General features: G+C 59.1%; 21 protein-coding genes. 9 read left to right on the top strand and 12 right to left on the bottom strand.

The genetic code is table 11. From position 1 onward, the window contains the following. Positions 1-119: 119 nt before the first annotated feature. Positions 120-260 carry a hypothetical protein gene (locus BJ917_RS31950; protein ID WP_172901601.1) on the bottom strand — a complete coding sequence of 47 codons (141 nt, stop codon included), beginning with the start codon at positions 258-260 and terminating at the stop codon, positions 120-122. A gap of 157 nt (positions 261-417) precedes the next feature. On the opposite strand from BJ917_RS31950, the gene BJ917_RS02730 reads away from it, so the two are divergent. Then, on the top strand, positions 418-606 hold the full coding sequence (locus tag BJ917_RS02730; RefSeq protein WP_096511186.1) for a hypothetical protein: 189 nt from the start codon (positions 418-420) through the stop codon (positions 604-606). Between the two features lie 125 nt (positions 607-731). Here BJ917_RS02730 and BJ917_RS02725 read toward each other — a convergent pair whose 3' ends face one another. From BJ917_RS02725 to BJ917_RS02715, 3 genes are all read right to left on the bottom strand, one after another. Beyond that, entirely contained in the window at positions 732-1,103 is a 372-nt protein-coding gene (locus BJ917_RS02725) for a fe2+ zn2+ uptake regulation protein (protein WP_096511188.1), read from the bottom strand. A 221-nt stretch (positions 1,104-1,324) separates the two neighbouring features. Beyond that, positions 1,325-2,329, bottom strand: coding sequence for a FecR family protein (locus tag BJ917_RS02720; protein ID WP_096511190.1), 1,005 nt, complete (start codon positions 2,327-2,329; stop codon positions 1,325-1,327). Between the two features lie 215 nt (positions 2,330-2,544). Continuing rightward, positions 2,545-7,359, bottom strand: a complete 4,815-nt coding sequence (locus BJ917_RS02715; RefSeq protein ID WP_121103086.1) for a dermonecrotic toxin domain-containing protein — start codon at positions 7,357-7,359, stop codon at positions 2,545-2,547. 218 nt (positions 7,360-7,577) lie between these two features. On the opposite strand from BJ917_RS02715, the gene BJ917_RS02710 reads away from it, so the two are divergent. After that, positions 7,578-8,621: an Ldh family oxidoreductase gene (locus BJ917_RS02710; RefSeq protein WP_121101665.1), complete on the top strand. Its 1,044-nt coding sequence runs from the start codon at positions 7,578-7,580 to the stop codon at positions 8,619-8,621. Between the two features lie 137 nt (positions 8,622-8,758). On the opposite strand, the gene BJ917_RS02705 is transcribed toward BJ917_RS02710, so the two are convergent. Then, entirely contained in the window at positions 8,759-9,076 is a 318-nt protein-coding gene (locus BJ917_RS02705; protein ID WP_121101662.1) for a YqjD family protein, read from the bottom strand. A gap of 164 nt (positions 9,077-9,240) precedes the next feature. On the opposite strand from BJ917_RS02705, the gene BJ917_RS02700 reads away from it, so the two are divergent. Next, positions 9,241-9,495, top strand: coding sequence for a hypothetical protein (locus BJ917_RS02700; protein ID WP_077044866.1), 255 nt, complete (start codon positions 9,241-9,243; stop codon positions 9,493-9,495). A 30-nt stretch (positions 9,496-9,525) separates the two neighbouring features. Here BJ917_RS02700 and BJ917_RS02695 read toward each other — a convergent pair whose 3' ends face one another. Continuing rightward, positions 9,526-10,440, bottom strand: coding sequence for a LysR family transcriptional regulator (locus tag BJ917_RS02695; RefSeq protein WP_121103085.1), 915 nt, complete (start codon positions 10,438-10,440; stop codon positions 9,526-9,528). 84 nt (positions 10,441-10,524) lie between these two features. Between BJ917_RS02695 and BJ917_RS02690 the strand changes: the two genes are divergently transcribed. After that, positions 10,525-11,448, top strand: coding sequence for a carbon-nitrogen hydrolase family protein (locus BJ917_RS02690; RefSeq protein ID WP_096511196.1), 924 nt, complete (start codon positions 10,525-10,527; stop codon positions 11,446-11,448). A gap of 100 nt (positions 11,449-11,548) precedes the next feature. On the opposite strand, the gene BJ917_RS32165 is transcribed toward BJ917_RS02690, so the two are convergent. The 3 genes from BJ917_RS32165 to BJ917_RS02675 all read right to left on the bottom strand — a co-directional run bounded on the left by BJ917_RS32165 (position 11,549) and on the right by BJ917_RS02675 (position 14,308). After that, positions 11,549-11,671: a hypothetical protein gene (locus tag BJ917_RS32165; RefSeq protein ID WP_256658532.1), complete on the bottom strand. Its 123-nt coding sequence runs from the start codon at positions 11,669-11,671 to the stop codon at positions 11,549-11,551. 59 nt (positions 11,672-11,730) lie between these two features. Next, positions 11,731-13,203, bottom strand: coding sequence for a nucleobase:cation symporter-2 family protein (locus BJ917_RS02685; protein WP_096511198.1), 1,473 nt, complete (start codon positions 13,201-13,203; stop codon positions 11,731-11,733). Positions 13,204-13,414: 211 nt separating this feature from the next. Further along, complete coding sequence (locus tag BJ917_RS02675) at positions 13,415-14,308, bottom strand: LysR family transcriptional regulator (RefSeq protein WP_096511202.1); 894 nt, start codon at positions 14,306-14,308, stop codon at positions 13,415-13,417. 101 nt (positions 14,309-14,409) lie between these two features. On the opposite strand from BJ917_RS02675, the gene BJ917_RS02670 reads away from it, so the two are divergent. Together BJ917_RS02670 and speB are read left to right on the top strand one after the other, a co-directional pair. Beyond that, a complete protein-coding gene (locus tag BJ917_RS02670; protein ID WP_121103084.1) occupies positions 14,410-15,501 on the top strand; it encodes a polyamine ABC transporter substrate-binding protein in 1,092 nt (363 codons plus the stop codon). Between the two features lie 13 nt (positions 15,502-15,514). Continuing rightward, positions 15,515-16,474, top strand: coding sequence for an agmatinase (speB, locus tag BJ917_RS02665; RefSeq protein WP_096511204.1), 960 nt, complete (start codon positions 15,515-15,517; stop codon positions 16,472-16,474). A 99-nt stretch (positions 16,475-16,573) separates the two neighbouring features. On the opposite strand, the gene BJ917_RS02660 is transcribed toward speB, so the two are convergent. Continuing rightward, entirely contained in the window at positions 16,574-17,626 is a 1,053-nt protein-coding gene (locus BJ917_RS02660; protein ID WP_121101657.1) for an aldo/keto reductase, read from the bottom strand. Between the two features lie 183 nt (positions 17,627-17,809). Here BJ917_RS02660 and zapE point away from each other — a divergent pair, with 183 nt between their 5' ends. The 3 genes from zapE to BJ917_RS02645 all read left to right on the top strand — a co-directional run bounded on the left by zapE (position 17,810) and on the right by BJ917_RS02645 (position 20,160). After that, positions 17,810-18,928, top strand: coding sequence for a cell division protein ZapE (gene zapE / locus BJ917_RS02655; RefSeq protein WP_121101654.1), 1,119 nt, complete (start codon positions 17,810-17,812; stop codon positions 18,926-18,928). Positions 18,929-18,977: 49 nt separating this feature from the next. Continuing rightward, entirely contained in the window at positions 18,978-19,559 is a 582-nt protein-coding gene (locus BJ917_RS02650) for a DinB family protein (RefSeq protein WP_121101652.1), read from the top strand. A gap of 109 nt (positions 19,560-19,668) precedes the next feature. Further along, positions 19,669-20,160, top strand: a complete 492-nt coding sequence (locus BJ917_RS02645; protein WP_096515373.1) for a GNAT family N-acetyltransferase — start codon at positions 19,669-19,671, stop codon at positions 20,158-20,160. A gap of 80 nt (positions 20,161-20,240) precedes the next feature. Here BJ917_RS02645 and BJ917_RS02640 read toward each other — a convergent pair whose 3' ends face one another. Beyond that, a complete protein-coding gene (locus BJ917_RS02640) occupies positions 20,241-20,456 on the bottom strand; it encodes a hypothetical protein (protein WP_096511212.1) in 216 nt (71 codons plus the stop codon). A gap of 296 nt (positions 20,457-20,752) precedes the next feature. Further along, on the bottom strand, positions 20,753-20,929 hold the full coding sequence (locus BJ917_RS31945; RefSeq protein ID WP_172901602.1) for a DUF6026 family protein: 177 nt from the start codon (positions 20,927-20,929) through the stop codon (positions 20,753-20,755). Positions 20,930-21,110: the final 181 nt, after the last annotated feature.

Genomic DNA, 21,110 nt, shown 5'->3' with positions numbered 1-21,110 from the left:
TGACAGCCTTATGATCGTAGACCAAGGCTGTCAGGTAGCTGGAGGAGAGATTACAAAAGCGTCAGGTTGGCCGCTGAGCGCCGGATCAGGCGCTCAGGGTAGTGGGAAAGGCAGTGTGGTTAACGATGATAGTAGTAACCCGGCCCACCCCGGTCGTCATAATGGTGATCATGGTGCCAGCCATCGCGGGGGAAAACGATGCAACCGCTCAGGGACAGCAGGGCCAGCAGGGGAATCAGCAGTGTGATTCGACGCAACATTTGAAAATCCTCATGGTTAACGCCGCTATGAAGCCAAAACTCTTCATCGGCTGTAACATGAGACCCCGTTTGCAGCGCTCCATCCCCGGAAAACGGTAGGGGTTTGGCATGCATCCGGATACAAAGCGGATACATTTAACAGTTTCAGGAAAGGCCAATGACCCAGTCGCAACGTTTGAAATACTCGATTCTGATCTCGCTGGTAGTGCTGGCGATCATGTTCGGCCTGTCGTATTTGCAGAACACCGGCGTCATCAGCGAAAAACTGTTCCAGTACATCGCTATTGGCGTGGCGGTGATTGTGGTGGTCATCAATGGTGTGATGCGGCGCAAGGTCAAGCCCTGAGAATGTGGGAGCGAGCCTGCTCGCCAAGAACCTCGGGACAACGCGGCCATTCACACGGCGTGCGTTATCGTTGAAGTCCATCGCGAGCAGGCTCGCTCCCACAGGTGCGTGTTTTGCGCCAGTGATCAGTGGTGTTGCAAAATCGCAGCCGCCCGTGGGTCCAGGCTGTAGCTTTTATCTTCGTTGAGCACGATCACCCCTTCGCTGCACAAGCGTTTCAACACTTCGCGCACGCTCAGGAAGGACAGGGGAATATCCAGCTCCAGTAAATGGGCATGCACACCCCGCACACCCAGGCTGCGGTTGCTTTCGGCGGCCGTCAGCAGCGCGTCGATGACTTTGAGACGAATCAGACTGGTCCGCAGGCCAAAGCTCTTGAGCAGGAGGCGAATACGCTCGTTGCCGTGCCGTTCGGTACGCTGGTCAAAAACATCGACCCCAATGGAAGTGCTCTTTGGTGCGTTGCTACCGTCCGTTGGCAGTTGCGAGTTGAACATGCAAAAACTCCTTTTCAGAGCCTGATCAGGAAAAATGGGTGCTCTTACACAACAAGATGTATGAGCCACGCAAATCATGAAGACCTGAATGTAGAAATTTCGTCGTCGTGGCGTCACCGGTCTGTAAGAAGGGATAAGAAGCTCGGTAAAGTAGCTGCGAAGTCAAACGACGGGTGTTTGAACGACGCATGAAGGCCGCCATTACCCAGGGGTGACGGCCTTCAGCTTTTCGGGCTGCGTTGCGGAATGGAATTGAGTACCGGGTTGCCGTTCTTGTTACGCGTCAGGTAGACCGGCAGCACCTTGGGCAAGGACGTCACCAGGGAATTGAGTTCCCTGATGTTATAGGTTCCGCCGATGCGAATCGCGCCAGTGCTGTTGTCGGCCACCATCAGCGGGGTTTCCAGGTAACGATTGATCAGCGGAAGGGCGTCGTTGAGCGCCAGATCATCGAGTACCAGTTTGCCGCTGCGCCAGGCCAGCGAAGTGTCGTTGGCGTAAGTCTGGCTGACCTGCGGCATGAAATCGCCATGGCCATAGCTCGCCTGCATCGACGGACCGAGTCTCAGGCCGTCCCCCGGCTGGTCATCAATACTGCTGACCAGCGCCGAGCCTTCGATCAGGTTCACCTTCACCCGGTCTTCATACATCCAGACATTGAATTGGGTTCCCGTGACCCGGATCTTGCCTTCGGCCGCCTTGACGATGAACGGATGGTGGGTGTCGTGGTTGACGCTGAAAAAGGCCTCGCCTTTTTTCAGGGTGACTTGACGATGATCCTTGTAGTTGCTGTAAGTCAGCTCGCTGCCCAGGTTCAGTTCAACCAGACTGCCGTCCTTCAAGGTGATCTGACGCACATTGTCGGTTGTTTCGAAGTGCTGGTACGAATTCGGCAGCCACCCCAGGTTCCAGCCGCTGTAGGCTGCTAACGGCAGCACCATTGCACATACCGTGGCGGCGATGCCGATGGTGCGCCAGGGTGTCCGGGGTTTGGCTTGCATCATCGGTACGGCGACCGGTTCAGGTCGAGGCAAATTCCCGGCGACGTCCCAGATTTCCAGCATGGCCTCGTACTCGGATACGTGCAGCGGATGAGCGTCCAGCCAATGTTCGAACGCCAGGCGCTCCTGCGGTGTGCAGTCATCGGCGTGCAAGCGCATGCACCAGTGCGCTGCGGCATCGGCGATGGCGTCGTATTCGGCTGGGGAGAGAGCGGGGTCGGTCATTGACTCATCCTGATTTGCGCCATTCTAACCGTGAGGGCAGCTTGGGAGAACATCAGTCATGGCAATTTCACATCAGCGTCGATCCATTTTTCGCTGACCAGGCTCAGGCGCGAACCTGAGGACCGAAGTATCCATGGATGACGTGAAAAAATGATCAAAATGCCTCTCTAGCCGAGAGCTGCGCAGAATCGAAGGTTCTGCGCAGCTCTGTCCTGTCAGGCTGGCACCGGGTCGAGTCGTCGACCCATTTCGCAGATCAGACGCGCTATCGAATCGGCATTGCGCAAAATGATGTTGATTCGATGTTCGGCATTTTGTGCGCTGAGGAAGGCATCCCGGGCTTGTGCAATGGTTGCGCTGCCGGTGATGTCCAGGATTGCCTCGACCTCGTGATAGGCAGTTGGAACTTCATCGAAGCTGACCCATGAATCCAGAACGTCATTCCAGCGGGAGAACAGCTCCTCCTTCGGCGTGTGCAACGACAAGGCTTGTCGCTGGAAGTCGATCTGCTGCTGTCTCAAGGCTTGGCCATATCCGGTGATTGTCTCCACCAGGTCGCTGAATGGACGTCGTGCTTCCACGTAGACAATATCCACTGCTTTTATCGTCTGATGAGCCAGTTCATGGATCAGTGTCGAAGCTTGGCTGTGGGCATCGACGTCGAAGGGTTCAATCAAGGAGGATTTATACCAATCAAGCTGTTGATCGAAAAAATGCTCCGAGAGATGTACCCGCTTGATCGGGTCCCTCGTATCCACGAAAGCGACCACTTCGGATGACGAGTATTTGTTTGAACCGCAAACCAGTCTGTCGCCGCTGAGCAAGTCGTTGTCGGGGTCCACCAGCGCGTTGCAGACAGGCACGATGACCGCTTTGATTTTCGCGATCAGGCTGGCATCGACCTGGCTGATATCAAAGAACTCTTTGAGAAAAATATCCAGCCGCGTACCTGGTATAAGCGTCTTGAGCTGCACAAGGTTATGAAGGCTGTTGAACGCGTAGAAGCGCGCCATGTCAATGGCGTTCACCAGCATGGCGGCTCTTTGCGGGAACTTTGCCCGGATGTCTGCCATGCCTCGGGCTTCTATGTTCAACACTTGACGGGCTTCATGGCTGGCAACAAATTTGTTGTGCATTTTTGACAAGGTTTTTCCGTAGTGCACGGTATGGATGTCCGGATCGCTGACCAATTGGTTATCGGAGGTGGGCAGCAGCACCGGGCCTTCCTGTCTGTCTTTGATCATTCGCCATGCCGCCCCGGTTTTTTCCACGGGATAAACCTTGCCTGCGATGGGGGCGTATCGAAGCTTGCTGGCTTCGTCCAGGTACGTCCCTTTGGCGCTGTCTTTTTTCAAGTCTTTCAACTGAACAGTCGAGGTTTCAAAATGCTGCAGCCGGGTGCGTTGCGAAGACGTGGACTTCACTTGCGACCATCGTAGCGCAGCCACGGCAGTCGCCACCGGCGGGGCGGTGGGTGGCGTCGTTGCTACCGTTTCAGTTTGGCTGTCCAGTGACAACTTACCCAGCGAAATCATTTGCGCCATACCGTCGATGAAATCGCGCAAGGCTTTTTTCCAGTGGTGATCCTGAAGCGCCTCGGCCGAGTCTTTGAAGTCCTTGTAGGCTTGCCACAGAAACCTCCCATAAGCGAGTTTTCCGGGCAACAGGCCCGAAATCAGGTTGATGCCGGCGCTGAACAAATGTTTGACCGCTTCCCAGTCCGAGGCCCCATCGGGGTCGGCTTGACTGGCAAGCATGCGCGGCAACAGGGCGGTGTGGTCGTTGAACAGGTGGGTCAGCAAGTGACCGCCGATCACACTGGCCCCGAGGGTTATTTCACTCACGTGCCCTACTGTGGAGTTGAACAGGTTGCGAAATCCCGCGCGCTCAGTGTCCGGCAGGCGCCGCAGCAGGAACTCCTGCAACGGACCGGGTGTATTGAATGCCGCGACAAGGCTGGTCTCATTGTCGAACTCGGTAAAGACATCGCCACTGTAATAAGGCGCATACAAGACGTGCGAGCCTTTTTGTCCAGCCCCGGGGCCAATCAGATACAGCCCTTGAGCCGCGACGGCAGTGGCGCCGGCTGTTTTGATCAATTGCAGCGGTCGAACGATAGCGTTGGCGCCACTGACGGCGGCGCGGGCCACGGCATCCGGCATATCCAGCACCTGTCGGATCAGGTCGAAGGCGCCATCGGACAGCCGTTGTTGCAGCTTCAACTCGTGGGCGTGATGCAGGAGTTGCCACGGCACTTGTTGCACAAAACGCTGCCAGCGGGGTACCGCTTGGGTGCTGTCAGTCACCAGATGGTTCGTCACCTGTTGCGCATAAGCAGTTTGTATACCCAGCGACAGTAGCAATTGCCTGACCGTGGACTGATCCAGGGTTGCAGGCAACCGACTGGTGGTTTTCGAGGCGACCTTGAAGCCCGTACCCTGCGCCGCGTTGACATGGTTCAAGGCAAACTCGGTCAAGGATTGCGCCGAACCAGCGAGGGACAGATTGGGGGTGATTTCGATGTCGTCGGGGTTCAGGGAAGCATGGGGGAATCGGTTGTCCAGCAGCGTTTTCAACGTTTCATGGACATAAGCTTTCAGTGGCTTTATCCCATGCAGGTAATCTCTTTCATCGGGAACGTTGTGGAGGTATTGCTGGAGCAATTCGACGTGCAGTTGCTGTTCATCCACGGGGGCCATACCCAGCCAGGCGGGCAAGGACTGCTGTCGTGTGATCGCCTGGGCGATTGTAGTGGCTCTTCGCAAGTGGGTGTCGATGAGGATCTGTGTCAGCGCCTTGAACGTCGTGCTCTGTTTGGCGGCGGCCAGTTTCCAGGAGCGCACGTCCATGCAGCGTGCCAGAAACAGGTCGATGCGAGACTGCGCCAGGTGCTGCAAGAGGTTGCATTCGATCAGTCGCAATGAGTTGAGCGAATAGCGCCGATGAAACTTTTGCTGTGCCGGGGAGAGGTTTTCCAGCAGTACGGAACGCTTGTCGGAATCGAGCAGACGCAGGTTCAGCTGTTGCCGTGCGGCGGCGACCGTCGCGAAGGTTTCCAGCCCGGCAGCAGGCGTCAACAGAATCGCGCGACCGGAATGTTGTATATCAAGGCCACCACGCTCGGTCACCAAGACGCAATTGGCCAGGGGCCAGACGTCAGTCTCGCCGGAGCACTCAAGGACCAGGGAAAAAGCATCCGGGTGAAACCCCCTGACTGCCGGACGGGATTTACGGTCTGGTTTGTCGGGGTTGAAGACCGTATCCACAATCAACCAATCGTCGTTTCGCAATTTTCCGGCCAACTCCCGCAGGGTGGCCTCGCCACGCACGCCAACTGAAAGGGCATGGGCGAGCCGCGGTTTCATGTTCTCCAGGTACAGCGTTTGTTTGGCCAGCGTATCCAGTGGTTGCGCCGCAAAATCCGTACGCAGTGCTGATTCGACAGAGTCCAAGGTCTTCACGAAAATCGCCGCCGTGTCCTCCAGAACCATGGATGGTTGTTCGCCCGTCACAACGGGCCGGGTGCTCCAGCGCCCTTGGGCATCCAGTGTCGGCAATTGCGCATTGATCATGGATCGCATATCCAGCGCCTTGTCGACATAGGCCTGGATGTTCACCATGCCATCACTGTGCCGGAACACGTCAAAGGCGTACTCCAGGTTTTGCAGTTGCTTGGTGATGATCGCTTCGAAGAGTGCCGTGAATACCGAGCCGCTGATCACTGCGCCAGATGCCTGCGGCTCATGGTATCCAATGAAGCGCTGCCGCTCCTCCAGGCTCATGAGGTCATAGAGCTCATCGTCGTGTCCGGCCACCACGGATTTTTTGCGCAGGGTGGTTATCAGGTCCTTATAGTCCTTGAGGACCTGAAATCCGCTGGCGGGGGTATAGAGAAAGGCATTGGAGCTGCCCTGGCTGATCATCAGCGAGCCGGCGAGTTCTACGTAGTTGGCCTTGTATTCCCACAGGCGTACGGTTTCCAGGTTCTGGGTGGGGGGCGTACTCGTTGTCGGCACAATGAGCGAGTGCAAGGCGCGGCTTTGTTCCGGGGTGATGACTTCGGCTTCGCGCTTGAGCAGCAGATCCGCCCGCGCTTTTTCGGCAATGGCTCGGGAAAAAAATGCCCGACGCGTGGCGCCGTCGAAACTTGCCTGGTTCCAGAAGTGTTGCAGTTGTATCGACAGTTGGCTGACCAGACCCTCGGCAGCACGCACGACCGCTGTTTGCCAGTGCTTCTGATCGGCGGCCAGCGGTACCCGTTGCGGATGAGAAAACTCGGCATGCTGCCCGCTCGGCCAGCGCTGATGGCGGTAGTACGAGAGCACCGCCTCCTTCAATGTCATGGAATGGGTCCAGCGCCGGGACTTCGAGTCTTGCGTATCGACCGTGTGATTCGTTGTTGCGGAATAGAAACTGACCAGCGTGCGCCGCTGATCCAGTCCCGGAAAATCCGCTTTCAGTAACCCCTCGAGCACAGTATCGAGCAGCGTATCGAGCGTCGGCAGCTTCTGCATTTCATCAAGCATGGCTTGATCGTTAGTGAGCAGGTTGTTTTCGATCACGTCACGCTGATCGTCGAATATATCCCCATCGATAGTCTGGAAGATCACCGTGATGTCGCCGGCTTCGGCCAGCATTTTTCGTGCGGACAATGACATGAACGCCAGCAAATCATCGTCTTCGCCTGCGCTGTCGAGTTGGTTTTTAAGGTGCCCGGACAGGGCCGTGCGGCTGACGAATTTCTTGATGCCTGAGTATGGCGTGTAGAGAATTTCGCCCTTGTCATCGGGTGTTGCGCTCAATGCGAAGCAGCCGGCCAGTGGCAATGACAGCGTTCCCGCACGGACCAGGATTCTTTCGGCGAGCATTGGCGGGGTTTGTAAGTTGCGATTTGCCTGGGTAAGCCACTGCACGTGGCACAGCCATTCGAAATCCTTTTGCGTCAACCCGTGAGTTTTGCCGAGTTCAGTCCAGTGACCGGGAGCGTGACGAACTTCAGGAAAAAAAAGCGGGGAAGGGGCAGATGGCATCATCGAGTCTCGTGTAAGGCGCGACGCAGCGCGCCGGTGGATTGAGCGGCAAGACTAGAAAAAGTGCGGCGGGGCGGGCGGTAGATAGTTACAGCATGGGCGGTCAGCGTTCGTGCAATCAGGCGCTATCGAAGGGTTGACAGCTCGCTCGCCGCGAGTTGTTAATCGGCGGTCTACCTACGCTGTTGCCCCCTCCAATAATTAGTCTGGAGCTTCAGATGTCTGCGCCCCTCGATCATGTGTCTACTGATGTCTCGCAAAACCTGTCCCTCGCCGGGCTGACGGCATTGCTTGAGAAGATATTCCTGCGTCACGGCACCTCGGCCGACGTTGCCAGGGTGCTGGCCGAAAACTGCGCCGGCGCCGAACGCGACGGTGCGCACAGTCACGGTGTGTTCCGCATCCCCGGTTACGTTTCAACGTTGCAGAGTGGTTGGGTGAACGGCAAGGCCGTTCCGGTGGTCGAGGATGTGGCCTCGGGATTTGTGCGGGTCGACGCCGGCAACGGTTTTGCGCAACCGGCCCTCGCAGCGGCACGGGCCTTGTTGGTGGAAAAGGCCCGTAGTGCCGGTATCGCAGTGCTCGCCATTCGCAACTCCCACCATTTCGCGGCGTTGTGGCCGGACGTGGAGCCCTTTGCCTATGAAGGGCTGGTGGCGCTCAGTGTGGTCAACAGCATGACCTGCGTGGTGCCTCACGGTGCCGATCGGCCGTTGTTCGGCACCAACCCCATCGCGTTTGCTGCGCCGCGTGCCGACGGCGAGCCGATTGTTTTCGATTTGGCCACCAGCGCCATTGCCCACGGCGATGTGCAGATTGCCGCGCGCAAGGGTGAGCGGTTGCCGTTGGGCATGGGCGTGGACGGTCTCGGCCAGCCGACCCAGGACCCGAAAGCGATTCTCGAAGGTGGAGCGTTGTTGCCGTTCGGCGGACACAAAGGTTCTGCGCTATCGATGATGGTGGAACTGTTGGCCGCGGCATTGACCGGGGGTAATTTTTCGTTCGAGTTCGACTGGAAGAATCACCCCGGCGCCAAAACCCCGTGGACCGGTCAATTGCTGATCGTCATCGATCCGAGCAAGGCCGCCGGGCAGAGCTTTGCCGAGCGCAGCCAGGAACTGGTGCGGCAGATGCATGGCGTAGGCTTGAAGCGTCTGCCGGGGGATCGGCGCCATCAACAACGTGCCAAATCGCAAACCAATGGCATTGCGGTGGATGCGCAGACGCTGGCGAATCTGCGGGAGTTGGCCGGAGTGAGTTGACGTGGATGATTTGTGGGAGCGAGCCTGCTCGCGAAGACGGTATGTCAGGAAAATTAATTTCGACTGACACGCCCTCTTCGCGAGCGGGCTCGCTCCCACAGGGAATTGCATTTCACGGCTAAGTGATGAAATGGCACTTACCGCCGTGCCAGCAACAACCCGACCACCAGGCCGAAACCGGCGGAAACCGCCACGGTTTGCCATGGATGACCGCCGATGTAGGTTTCGGTGGCTTCGACCGCAGGCAGCGTCCGGTTACGAACGCTGGTTACCGAGTCCCGGGCCTGCTGGAGTTTCAGGGCGATTTGCCCACGCAGTGTCTCCGCTTCCTCACCCACCAGTGAGGCACTGCTTTTGAGCAGTTTTTCCGATTCTTCGATCAGCGTCTGAAGCTCGCTGAAGGCCTGATCCTTGATTTGGTCCTCGGCGGCTTGTGCGGCGGATTTTCGGGCCATTGAAGTACTCCTTGCAGGTAAGTGGACAGTGAACAGTGGAGTGCGCGGCGATTGAAAAAGTTGCAGCGACTTTGCGCCCGGACTCGATCCCGAAGAAAATCCAGCGCAGGACGATTCGTCCTACAGTGTAAGATGTCGCCTATTTTACGCAGCAGGAAATTCCCATGAGCTTCAATCTGGCCGACAAATCCCTTGCCGAGCGCGCTGCGCTTGAAGATGAAAAATCCCGTCTGTTCGAACTCTGGCAAAACAACCTGGGCAAAGCCAAGGGTGAGGCCGCGCGGTTGTTCGGTGAGCGCGCCAAACGCAAAGGCAAATGGGCCGAATGGGTCCGCGCCGAACTGGACGGCATGTCGCCGCCGGAGTTCTCGAACATGGTGCGCAGTGAAGTCAATCGCCTGATGGCTGCCAACAAATAACTTTCTGCTGACACATTCCTGCGACAGCTCCTACGCGCTCGCAAAACTCGCGACAATCGCCTCGCGCACCTTCAGCACCACCGGATCGAGCTGGGTACTGGTACGCCAGCCCAGTTCGATCGGGTAGCGCGGCAACGCCAGGGGGCAGGGCAGCAGCGTCAGGCCGCTGAGTGCCGCGATGCTGCGGGCGGCGTGGTGGGGAATGGTCGCCACCGCCTGGCTACCCTTGAGCAGGTGCGGCAATGCCGCGAAGTGAGTGGTCGAGGCACAGACCTGTCGGCTCAAGCCCAACGCCGCCAGACCCTCGTCAGTGATACCGATGAAGCCTCCCGACGACACGAGGATGTGTTCGCGGGTGACGAACTCTTCAAGGCTGATGCTTTGTTGTCCCGCTGCCAGGCTGAGCGGATCCACCAGACACGCATAACCCCCTTCACCCAACACCTGACGGCTGAGAAGGCGTTCGGCAAACCCGCCAGCGGTAATCGCCAGATCGATGCTGCGCTCCATCAAGGCCTGGGCGACGATCTGGCTGTGGGTCTGGCGGAAAATCAGGCGCAGCCTTGGCGCGCGGCGGCCGACTTCTTCGATCAAGCGACGGCCATAGGCGATCTCGAAATCATCAGACAGGCCAACGGTCACGGAGCGCCCGTCGTACTGGCTGGCGCCAGGGTCGACCATCGCCAAGCTCTGACGGCATTTGTTCAGGGCATCGCTGACCACCGGCTTGAGCTGATTGGCCCTGAGCGTGGGCGCCAGGCCGCGACCGGTGCGTACGAACAATTGATCGCCATACACTTCGCGCAAGCGGCGCAACGCCGCGCTGACCGCCGATTGCGTCACGCCCAGGCGCAGTGCGGCGCGGCTGGCGCCGGATTCCTCGTGCAGTGCCTCGAAGACTTTGAGCAGATTGAGGTCGATATCGGCGATATTCATCTTGTTCATATCATTCAGCATTGAATGGGGCTTTATTCATGATCCCGTGGCGCTTGAGAATGAGCAACACCTGATGCGAACGGAGCTACCGCGATGTCCAGATCCATTGTTGCCGCACTGCAAATCGGCGCCTTGCCCGGCGGCAAGGCACAAACCCTGGAACAGATACTGTCTTATGAAAACGCAATCATCGAATCCGGCGCCGCTTTGGTGGTGATGCCCGAGGCGTTGCTCGGCGGCTATCCGAAAGGCGAAGGTTTTGGCACGCAACTGGGCTATCGACTGCCGGAAGGGCGCGAGGCCTTTGCCCGCTACTTCGCCAACGCCATCGACGTGCCCGGCACCGAGACCGAAGTGCTGGCCGACCTGTCGGCGCGCACCGGGGCGAATCTGGTGATCGGGGTCATCGAGCGGTCGGGCAGCACGCTGTATTGCACCGCGTTGTACTTTGATCCGCAGGCGGGGCTGGTGGGCAAACACCGCAAATTGATGCCGACCGGCACGGAACGGTTGATCTGGGGCAAAGGTGACGGTTCGACTTTGCCGGTGATCGACAGCCAGGTCGGGAGGATTGGCGCGGTGGTGTGCTGGGAAAACATGATGCCGCTGTTGCGCACCGCGATGTACGCCAAGGGCGTGGAGGTGTGGTGTGCACCGACGGTGGACGAGCGGGAGATGTGGCAGGTCAGCATGCGCCATATTGCCCATGAGGGGCGTTGCTTCGTGGTCAGCGCCTGCCAGGTCCAGGATTCGCCGCAGGCCTTGGGTGTGGAGATTGCCAACTGGCCGGCGGATCGACCGTTGATTGCCGGCGGCAGTGTGATTGTCGGGCCGATGGGCGACATCCTGGCCGGGCCACTGCGCGGCCAGGCCGGTTTGCTCACGGCACATATCGACACGGATGATTTGATTCGTGCTCGTTATGACTACGACGTGGTCGGGCACTATGCGCGGCCAGACGTATTCGAACTGAACGTGGATGAGCGGGCCAAACCCGGCGTGAAATTCAACAAATAACCCTGTAGGCGCTGGCAAGCCAGCTCCTACAGGAATCGACCGCCGATGAAATCGCCCTTAGCGGCTACCGGTGAAAGGCTCCGGCAGGCTGAGCTTGCCACTATCGACGCAATGGCTCGATGCCCATCACATCGATGTTCAGCGGATCGCGATTGGGGAACAGCGCGCAGGCGCTCAGGGAGAGCCGCAGGAGGGAAAGGATGACCGCGGGGATGCTGCCCATGGACGTGCTCTCATCGATAAAAGGGCCGAACCGCCAGGGCCCGGCCCTTGAGCCATTGTCTAGCGGTTCAGGCTTGCGACAACCACAGGCGCTGCCGGTTCACCTTTGGCCGGGACATCCGGGTTTTCCATCACTTGCAGGATAGAGGCTTCCGGGTCGAAATCATCTTCTTCCAGCTCGATGAATTCTTCGGGCAGGAAGATGTTCAAAACGATCGCGCACAGCGCACCGACGGTGATCGGCGATTCGAAGATGTTATGCAACGCCTTTGGCAACTCGCGCAAGACCTCCGGGACTGCCGCCACACCCAGGCCCATGCCGATGGAAATCGCCACGATCAGCATGTTGCGTCGATGCAGGCCCGCTTCAGCGAGGATCTTGATCCCGGCCACGGCGACAGTGCCGAACATCACCAGCTCGGCGCCACCGAGCACCGGTTTTGGCATCAGTTGCAGTACCGCGCCGATCACCGGGAACAACCCCAGCAGCACCAACAGCCCGGCAATGAAAAACGCCACGTAACGGCTGGCAACGCCGGTCAGTTGAATCACCCCGTTGTTCTGCGCGAAGGTCACCATCGGCATGCTGTTGAACACGGCCGCCATGGCTGAGTTGAGGCCGTCGGCCAACAAACCGGACTTGATCCGGCGAATGTAGACAGGGCCTTTGACCGGCTGCCGGGAAATCATCGAGTTGGCGGTCAGGTCGCCGGCCGCTTCCAGTGGCGACACCAGGAAGATCACCGCGACCGGCACGAACGCCACCCAATCGAAGGAGAACCCGTATTTGAACGGCACCGGCACGCTCATCAGCGGTATGGCAGGCAGGCTGGCGAAATCGACGTGGCCCAGAAGCCAGGCGACGACATAGCCCAGGGTCAGGCCGATGACAATCGCCCCCAGGCGCAGGAACGGTACGTCCACCCGGTTCAATACCACAATGGTGCCGAGGACAAGCGCCGCCAGGCCCAGGTGGCTGGCCGCGCCAAGGTCTGCGGCACCGAAACCGCCGGCAATGTCGGTCATGGCGACCTTGATCAGCGACAGGCCCATGAGTGTGATGATCGTGCCGGTCACAACCGGGGTGATCAGCATCCGCAGCTTGCCGATGAACTGGCTCAACACCACTTCGATGAACGCGGCGAAGAAGCACACACCGAAGATTGTCGAGAGGATTTCATCGGTGCCGCCACCGCGAGCCTTGACCATGAACCCGGCACTGAGGATCACGCTGATGAACGAGAAACTGGTGCCTTGCAGGCACAGCAGGCCGGAACCGACCGGACCGAAGCGCCGCGCCTGCACGAACGTGCCCAGGCCCGAGACGAACAGCGCCATGCTGATCAGGTAGGGGATTTCGCTTTGCAGGCCCAGGGCGCTGCCCATGATCAGGGTCGGGGTGATGATGCCGACGAAACTGGCGAGCACGTGTTGCAGCGCGGCGAACACGGTGGCGGTCAGGTGCGGGCGGTCGTCGAGGCCGTAGATCAGGTCATTGTGGCGCGGGGCAGGGGGTTTTTCGGAGGCGGTCATGGTTGTGTGCGAGCCAGAAGGCGGGCCGGGTCAGAAAATGGAGGCGCAGGATGCCAGAAACACCATTGAGTGGCGAGCGGTGGTCCCGATACCTGGCACATTCCCTGTGGGAGCGAGCCTGCTCGCGAAGAGGCCGGCACATCCAAGAGTGATGTTGACTGATATACCGCCTTCGCGAGCAGGCTCGCTCCCACAGAGGTTGTCGCAGGCTTCAGGCAAACGCTGCCAGCAAGTCTTCCTCAAACGCCTTCTGCGCATCCCCCGGCACCTGCGCGCGATGGCGAGCCAGGTGAAAGGCCACGTCGAAACTCATGCCTTCGCGGCGCACGACCCGCAACAAGCCCTTGTCCTCCCAGCTTCGGGCAAAGTGACTGGGCAGATAGCCGATGTGCTTGCCGGACAGGATGAAGGCGAGGGTGCCTTCAACCTGTTCCGAGCGCGCCGAACACAGTTTTCCTTGAAAGGGCTCGTCGCTGCGCAGGAAGCGGTAAGGGTGATCGACCCGGTCACAGGCCTGCAACGCCTCATCATCCGGCGCGTCATTGCTGAACAGCGGATGGCCGGCGGCGCAATACAAGTGCTGGGTTTCAATGAACAGTTCGCGGTAATCGAACGCCGCTTGTATCTGCGAAAAATAGCCGATGGCCAAATCCAGTCGCTGTTGCAGCAGCAAGCGTTCCATTTCGCCGGGCATGGCGCTCATCAACTCGATGCGCACCGATTCATCGCGTTCGCGAAAGCGCCGGATCGCCTCGGCCACCCGTTGCAGCACCGACTGATCCAGTGCCTCGGACAAGCCCAGACGGACTTCACCGATCAAGCGCCCGGCCACGCCGTTGGATTGATGACGGAACGCTTCGATGGATTGGAACAGCCCGCGGGTGGCGCTGAGCAGTTGTTCGCCTTTCGGAGTGATCCTGAACCCGCCCTTGCCACGACTGCATAAGCGATAACCGAGGCGGGTCTCCAGTTTGGCCATTTGCTGGCTGATGCTGGACTGACTCAAGCCGAGTTCACCCTGGGCCGCGCTGAAACCGCCACACTCCACCACGCTGACAAACAGGCGCAGCAGTTGCAGGTCCAGATCGTGGAGTTGACCGAGCATCAAACATTACTCCTGCGTAATGTCAGGTTAAGAGACTTGATATTTCACCAATGTATCTGACGACGCATCCTGTAACCACTTCCTCCGGTCAGGTGTTCGTCATGGCTCCCGTGTTCAAGATGTGTGTCCCCGCGCTGTTCCTTGCCATGGCCGCTGCGGCCCAGGCCGAGGAAAAAGTCGTCAATCTCTACAGTTGGGCCGATTACGTCGCCCCCGAAACCTTGCAACGCTTCGAGCAGGAAACCGGCATTCACGTGCGCTACGACACGTTCGACGCGCCGGAAGTGCTGGAAACCAAACTGCTCACTGGTGGTAGCGGCTATGACGTGGTGGTGCCCTCGTCCAGCGTGTTGGCGCGCGGGCTGGCAGCCGGAGCCCTGAAAGCGATTCCCCACGAGGGCTTGAAGGGCTATGCCAACCTTGATCCGGATCTGCTGGAGAAACTCGCTGCTGTCGATCCCGGTAATCAATACGGCGTGCCCTACACCTGGGGCACCCTCGGGCTTGGGATGAATGTCGAAGCCGTACAGAAACGCTTGCCGAACGTGCCGCTCAACAGCCTGGACCTGCTGTTCAAGCCCGAATACGCCAGCCAGTTGAAAGACTGCGGCATTGCGATCATCGACTCGCCCCAGGAAGTGATCGGCCTGGCGCTGCACTATCTGGGTAAAGACCCTTACAGCACCGACAAGGACGATCTCGACGCGGCCCAGGCGCTGTTGCACAAGCTGCAGCCATCGGTGCTGTACGTCGCCAGCGGCCGGCAGATCAACGATCTGGCCAATGGCAGTGTCTGCCTGGCACTGGCTTACAACGGTGATGCGAGCATGGCTGCCGATCAGGCGCGCAAGGCCAACAAGCCCTACGAAATTGCGTACCGGATACCCAAGGAAGGCACCCTCGTGTGGCAGGACAATCTGGCGATCCCCAAGGACGCGCCGCACCCCGAAGCCGCGCGCCAGTTCATCGAGTTCATGTTGCGCCCCGAATCCGTCGCGGCGCTGACCAATACCCTGTTCTTTGCCACCGCCAACCAGGCCGCGACGCAGCTGGTGGATGAGGCGGTGCGCACCGACCCGGACATCTACCCGCCCGCTGACGTTCGTGGCCGGCTGTACGCCGACCGCAGCATGAGCCTCAAGGACATGCGCCAGCGCACCCGCGTGTGGACCACCTTCCGTAGCCGCCAATAATAAGGAATCCGAGATGGACGTCCCGATGCAAAACGATCAGGCCATGACCCGCGACAGCCTGTATGGCACTGCCGCCGAAAGCACCTACGCCGGCATCACCAGTTTCATGCGTCGCCGCTACAGCCGCGACTTGCGCGGTGTCGACGTCGCGGTCAGCGGCGTACCGTTCGACACCGCCACCAGCAACCGTCCCGGCGCGCGCTTCGGACCGCGGGGAATTCGTGCTGCTTCCACCGGGATTGCCTGGGAGCGCCACTGGCCGTGGACGTTCGATCCGTTCGATCATCTGGCGGTGGTGGACTTCGGTGATTGCGATTTCGATTACGGTTCCCCGCAGTCGACCCCGGAATGCATCGAGGCTCACGCCGAGCACATCCTCAACGCGGGCAGCGCGATGCTGACCTTTGGCGGTGATCACTTCATCACCTACCCGCTGCTCAAGGCCCATGCACGCAAGCACGGGCCGCTGTCGCTGATTCATTTCGACGCCCACAGCGACACCTGGCCGGACGAAGAGGGCAAGCGCATCGACCACGGCACCATGTTCTGGCACGCCGCCAAGGAAGGCCTGGTCGATCCGTCGCGTTCGGTGCAGATTGGTCTGCGCACCACCAACGACGATCATCAGGGCTTTGAGGTCTTGGACGCGCGGCAGGTGCATCGGCGTGGGGTGGATGCGATGGTCGAGGCGATTCGCGCGCGGGTCGGTGACAACCCGGTGTACCTGACCTTCGACATCGACTGCCTCGATCCGGCGTTCGCTCCGGGTACCGGTACGCCGGTGTGTGGCGGCTTGAGCACCGTGCAGGCGCTGGAAATCCTCGGCGGTTTACGTGGGATCAACCTGGTGGGCATGGACGTGGTGGAAGTAGCACCGGCCTATGACAATGCGGACATCACCTCACTGGCGGCGGCGACGCTGGCGATGGAGATGCTGTGCCTGTATGCGGCCAAACACAAAGTCGACCGGTAGCACGAACTGCAGCGCGGCTGTTGGCGCCATCGCGGGCAAGCCCGCTCCCACAGGGTTTGTGCAGAACCTGTGGGAGCGGGCTTGCCCGCGATGCTTTTTTCAGGCCACCGGGATTTTCGGCAGGTCGAGGGTCACGCCTCCGCTGAACCGGGCAAATGAACCGGAAATCGATTCATGGGGCACGCCCTTGGCCACGCTGCTGACGCCGTCGAGGCGCGCCAATTGCTGGTCATTCAACTGTACATTCAATGCCCCCAGGGTGGCGTCCAGCTGTTCACGGGTGCGCGAGCCGAGAATCGGAATCAGTGCAGTAGTCGAACGTTTGGCTTGCTCGCGCAGCCAGGCAATGGCCACATGGGTCGCACTGGCCGCCACTTCCTCGGCAACAGCCAGAAGGGTGTCGAGCAACGCGGTTTCACGGGCGCTTTTCTCGGCGTGAACCAGCACGCCGAGTTTAGTGGCGCGGTTGTCGCCCTCGGCCTGGCGGTACTTGCCCGTGAGGAAACCGCCACCCAGTGGCGACCACAGGGTCGCCGCCAGACCCAGCGCTTCGGCCATCGGCAGTTGCTCGCGCTCGGCCGTACGCTCGGCCAGGCTATATTCGACCTGAATCGCTGCAATGGGCGCAAAACCGCGCACCTCGGCCAGCAGGTCGGCACGGGCGATGCGCCACGCCGGAAAATTCGACAGTCCGGCGTAATGGATCTTGCCGGCCCGTACCAGATCGTCGAAGCCACGCAGGATTTCTTCCATCGGCGTCACGCCATCGCTCATGTGCGCCCAGAACAGATCGATGTGATCGGTTTTCAGTCGTTTCAAACTCTCTTCGATGGCACGAACCATGTTCTTGCGGTTGTTGCCGGTATGGGAAATGCCGGCTGCCGGCGTCGTTCCCAAGGTGTATTTAGTGGCAATGACCAGTTGATCCCGTTCAGCGGCGATGAATTCGCTGAGCATGGCTTCCGATTGGCCGCCCTGATAGCCGTTGGCGGTGTCGATAAAGTTGCCGCCGGCCTCAAGATAGCCGTCGAAAATGTCCTTGGCTTCATCACGCTCGGCACCATGGCCCCAACCGGTGCCAAAGTTGCCGGCGCCCAACGCCAGTTCGGAAACCCGCAGGCCGGTTTTACGGCCAAAGACTTTGTAGTGCATGGGGATGACTCCTGAAGGAAGCGGTTGGGTGGATATAGATTACTAACAACATTTATAAAATATGATGCATATAATTTAATTCGTCAACGTCCTTTTAAACCGGGTCAGTCTGTAGGCGCTGGCAAGCCCGCTCCTACAAAGGGAGCGGTGTAGTCGTCATCGACTGGTGGCATACTGCCGCGCATGAATGTCGACTCCCCCCTCAGCGCCTGGCAACACGCCATCGAACAAAAGGGTTTCGTCCAGGACGAAGCCCAGGAGCATGCCGTCTGGGCCTTGCAAAAGTGCCATGAAGCCTTGCATGAAGGGCGTGTGCCGATTGCCGGGGTGTACCTTTGGGGCCCGGTGGGGCGGGGGAAGACTTGGTTGATGGACCAGTTCTACCAGCACCTGCGGGTTCCGGCCCGGCGCCAGCACTTTCATCATTTCATGGGCTGGGTGCACCAGCGCTCGTTTCAGCTCACCGGCACCGCCGACCCTCTGAAGGCCCTGGCGCGTGAATTGAGCGAAGAAGTGCGGGTGTTGTGCTTCGACGAATTGTTCGTCAATGACATCGGTGACGCGATCATTCTCGGGCGCTTGTTCCAGGTGATGTTCGAACAGGGTGTGGTGGTGGTCTGCACCTCCAATCTTCCTCCGGACAAGCTGTACGCCGACGGTTTCAACCGTGACCGCTTTGTGCCCGCCATCGTCGCGATCAAGCAGCATATGCAGGTCATCGCGGTGGACGGCGGTGAAGATCATCGCCTGCATCCGGGGCAGGGCCTGCAGCGTTACTGGGTAGTCGAGCCCGGACGCACCAGCGCACTGGATGAAGTGTTCAAGCGGTTGACCGTCGACCAAGGGGTATCCAGCGAAGCGATCAAGGTCGGCTATCGCTCGCTGGCTGTGGTGCGGGCGAGCAAAGCCGTGCTGTGGTGTCGTTACGCCGATCTGTGCGAACAACCGTTTGCCGCGATGGATTTCATGGCTTTGTGCGACACCTTCGGCGTTATCCTGTTGAGTGACGTACCCAATTTGAGCGCGCAACAACGTCCGGGGCGTATCGCCCGAGGCACTGAGGACGGGGCTTCGCGGGTCGAGGCCGGGGATCGGGAACTGCCGCAGTTGTCGGTGCATGACGACGGTGTGCGGCGTTTCATTGCCCTGGTGGACGAGTGCTACGACCGCAAAGTGCCGCTGTACCTCGAAGCGCAGGTGCCGATGGATTCGCTCTACACCGAGGGTTACCTGGAATTCCCGTTCCGCCGCACCCTCAGTCGCTTGCAGGAAATGCAGCTGGAACGTTTCGCGCAGGTTTGAACATCAGGAGCCATCAGCTTCTGAGGGTTTGTATTCAGGAGACATCAGCATGAATCAGCCCCTGTCACACCATTTGTTGACCATGGCTTACCAGAACGCCTGGGCCAATCACCGACTGGCCAAGGCCTGGTGCCAGTTAAGTCCGCAGGAGCTGGCCGCTCCTCGGGTCAGCTTCTTTCCCAGTATTCGCGCAACCCTCAATCACATCCTGACCTGCGACTGGTTTTACGTGGATGCTCTGGAGCGCGAGTTGCGCGGTGATGATCCCCATCCCGATTGCTACGTGTTTTTCCGCGACGACGAGCCGTTCGTCTATGCCCCGGACCTCAAGCGCGAGCAGGCTCAGGTCGACCGGCGACTGATCGCCTACTGCGAGCAAATGCGCGACGCGGACCTGCACAAGGTCGTCACCATCGCCCGGGACACGCCGCAACATGAAAGCCGATTGCGCATGCTGTCGCACCTGTTCGAGCACCAGATCCATCATCGCGGCCAGACCCATGCCATGCTCAGCGGCACGTCGGTGAAGCCGCCACAACTGGACGAATTTTTCTGTGCCGGCGAGTCGCACCTGCGGGCCGAGGACTTTGCCGAGCTGGGGTGGACCGAAGCGCTGATCTGGGGACATTGAAATCTTTTGATTTTCAACGGTTGTCGCCACTGACACGCTCGCGATATCGTCGCCAGGCCTTCCAGGGCGAACTGCGCACTGGGGCTATTCAATGTGATCGAGGATGGAAATGGATTCCGCGGAAATACTTGTGTTGCAAGCCAGCTACAGCAACCCCGTGCATGCCGAGGCGATCGGCCTGGTGCTCAACAGCTACGCCGAGGACCCGATGGGTGGCGGTCATTCCTTACCTGCCGCAGTGTTGGAGCAGCTACCGGGTGAGTTGGCCAAGCGTGCCCATGCGTTCAGCGTCCTGGCCTTTGTCGGTGGTGAGCCGGCCGGGCTGATCAATTGCTTTGAAGGGTTTTCGACCTTTGCCTGCCGGCCATTGGTCAACGTGCACGATGTGGCGGTGGTGCCAAAGTTTCGCGGGTTGGGCTTGAGCCAGCGAATGCTGCAAAAGGTCGAAGACATTGCCCGTCAGCGCGGTTGCTGCAAAATCACCCTGGAAGTACTGGAAGGCAATGCGGTGGCACAGGCGTCTTATGGCAAGTTCGGCTTTGCCCCTGGCGAATTCGACCCGGCGCACGGGCGCATGATGTTCTGGATCAAGCCACTTTGATCCGGGCATAAAAAAGGGCGTCCATCAGGACGCCCAATGGTCTTCTCTGACTGAAGAGCAGGCAGTCAGAGGCGTAACAATCATTTCGGTCTATAAGACTCGGTCATTTGCGCGGTTTGATCGTCCGGTACTCGCAGTTCATGGGTCTGGCTTTGCGTGATGTTGCCCAATGCCACTTGCTGGTTGTAGCGCAAGGTTTCGTAGTAGTACCTCATGCGTTCGGCTCCGCCTTCGGCAAAGGCGCCAGCGGAGCCCAGCGTCGTGAGGACCGCGAGAATCAGCGTAGTACGTTTCATGGTGTGCCTCCCACTTACAGTTGTCGGATGCCTTTCGTCCATGAGCCAATCAATCAAAATCGAACACTCATTATCCGCCGATTCTGTTAAATGGGAATTAACTGCGCCTGGAGATTTCTGCCGGTCCAGGCACAAGGTTTCCTGCAACCACAGAAGCTGTGGGAGCACGCGCGCCCAAAGGTTTGAAGGGTGTATCAGCAGGAAAGTGTGAAAAAAATTCGAGAATGGCCAAGTTTGGCGGCGGGCCAGGGTGTTGCGCAAGCAGGGCTGTGCTGCTTGCGATTCAAGCGAGGAGGTCAGGCGTGGGGAGTACGTTGAGTCAAGGGTAAGGGCTGTTGGTTCTGGATCAGCGAGCGCAACTGCGCCAACTCCTGCCTCAACTGTTCGCGCTCGTCTTTCAACTGGCGCAATTCCTCGCGGCGGATCGTGACATAAAGGGTTTGTGCCGGCAGTGCATTATGTACTGTGCCCATTGCTCACCTCGCAAATGGCTGTCTCAACTGTAAATCCGCCCCGACATCGGAGCCAGAATTACTATCGGCGCCAATTTTGATTTCTTTTGCCCATGAAGGGAACTTTTTTATTTTTCAGTGTCGTTGTGTCTTCGGCACGATTCCCGACGTTATCTGTCTGGATCGGGCACAATGCCCGGAA

The organism is Pseudomonas sp. WPR_5_2, from assembly GCF_003634475.1.
Classification (GTDB): domain Bacteria; phylum Pseudomonadota; class Gammaproteobacteria; order Pseudomonadales; family Pseudomonadaceae; genus Aquipseudomonas; species Aquipseudomonas izuensis.
The sequence above is the reverse complement of the archived record's forward strand: the minus strand, read 5'-3'. Positions and strand labels throughout refer to the sequence as shown.